Source organism: Photorhabdus stackebrandtii, assembly GCF_011189495.1.
GTDB classification, from domain to species: domain Bacteria; phylum Pseudomonadota; class Gammaproteobacteria; order Enterobacterales; family Enterobacteriaceae; genus Photorhabdus; species Photorhabdus khanii.
Genome location: NZ_PUJV01000103.1, coordinates 1 through 1769, shown reverse-complemented (window position 1 = coordinate 1769; position 1769 = coordinate 1). Strand labels below are relative to the sequence as shown.

Sequence of the window (1769 nt, the reverse complement as noted above, 5' to 3'; positions counted from 1 at the left end):
AGTCGGCTCAACCTTGATTCACCGGAACTGGAACCTATTGTGATAGGGCTGTAGCCGATAGGATGATCGGTATCCATAAAGGTATACCTTTTCATCCATGCTAAAAACGAGGAAATAATCCTCTATAAACTTCGGGAAAGTCAATTTTATAGAGTATTCTACAAATCTTTATCAGATTTAAAGACTTTTGAGGGTGATATGCATTATGCCTACATTCGGGTCAGTTCGGTTGACCAGCATGTTGATCGCCAGAAAGAGGCACTGTCTGCGTCCGGTATTAAAATTGACAAAATCTATATCGAACAGGCCAGTGCGAAAAACATCAACCGGCCACAGCTTCAGGATATGCTTCAACAGGTCAGAACCGGCGACACGATAGTTGTTCACTCCCTCGATCGGTTATGCCGCATTAAGAGAGAAAGGTATCAAGTTAAAGCTGGCCTGCTATAACGTGGGATTAGGTGTTTCTGCGTATTATAAATTGCGTCACCCGCTAAAAAACGGGGGTATACAGTCGCCATAACCCCGGGAGGACAGCATCATGCAATTCATCATCCAACTGGCGGTGGTCGATAAATCAGGCCATCACCATACGGAGAAACTATTCACGATAGAAAAACAGTCCGACGCCCCCAATGACCTTGGACTCTCCCTGTCTGAATCTAAATTACTTTTGAACACTATCCAGCAATCAGTGATCCAGAAACAGGCAGCTGAATATTTGGATGAACATCGTGCTTGTCCTTGCTGTCAACGAAATCGCCGGATAAAAGGCAAGCAAACCATCCAGTACCGAACCTTGTTTGGCATTATCCCGGTAGAGGGATTTCGGGTTTACCGGTGTGCGTGTGAGAAACATTCAGCCCAAACCGCTAGCTTGCTCAATCACTGGTGTGATTCGCATACTCACCCGGAACTCAGGTATATAGAAACCCGGTGGGCGTCACTGATGTCTTATGGATTGACTGCCAATCTGCTCAAAGATATTCTGCCGGTGGGGGAACGCTGTAATGCCTCCACAGTCAGAAATCATCTCTGTCAGATCGCCCAAAGACAAGAGGCCGAATTAGACGGATTGCCGGATTTTCTCCCTGGCGATCCCAGAGAATGGGGAAAATTACCCAAACCGGGAAAACCGATGACGGTGGGTATTGATGGAGGCTACGTCAGAAACCGGGACGACAGAAAACACCCTTTTGAAATCATCGTCGGAAAATCATTCGCGGCTAATGCTCCAACCAAACGCTTTGGTTTTGTGCAATGTCTTGAAAATCACCCCAGAAGAAAACTCATCGCCCAGTTATCTTCACAAGGTATGCAGGCGAATCAACAAATTACTTTCTTATCGGATGGTGCCGATAATCTCAGGGATCTGCAATTTAACTTGTACCCCGAATCGCAGCACGTACTGGATTGGTTTCATATCACGATGCGTCTGACAGTACTCAAACAATATACCAGAGGGGTATCGAAAAACACCCCTGAACTCGGTGCAGAATTATTGGACGCTTTAACCAGTACAAAATGGTATCTCTGGCATGGCAATGTGATTAAGGCATTAGAACAGCTAGAGGATCGTGCTGAAATGTGTGATGAGGACATCTCGCATTATGATAATAAGAAATCCTTATCAAAACATATCGATGAAATGTACACCTACATTGAAAATAACAGCATGATGATCCCGAATTATGGTGAAATGTACCGCTATGGTGAACCCATTTCCTCTTCATTTGTTGAATCGACGATCAATGAAGTGATTGCCAAAC

2 protein-coding genes are annotated in these 1769 nt (G+C 44.9%); both read left to right on the top strand.

Features of this window, described 5'->3' with window-relative positions; all coding sequences use genetic code 11:
• Window positions 1-198 precede the first annotated feature (198 nt).
• Entirely contained in the window at window positions 199-450 is a 252-nt protein-coding gene (locus tag C5470_RS21730; protein ID WP_242688270.1) for a recombinase family protein, read from the top strand.
• A gap of 91 nt (window positions 451-541) precedes the next feature.
• On the top strand, window positions 542-1769 hold a 1228-nt coding region (locus tag C5470_RS21725; protein WP_166291871.1), incomplete at its 3' end, for an ISKra4 family transposase.

Coding starts and splice junctions, on each gene's coding strand:
- C5470_RS21730 (WP_242688270.1), top strand. CDS start 199: ATGCATTATGCCTACATTCGGGTCAGTTCGGTTGACCAGCATGTTGAT.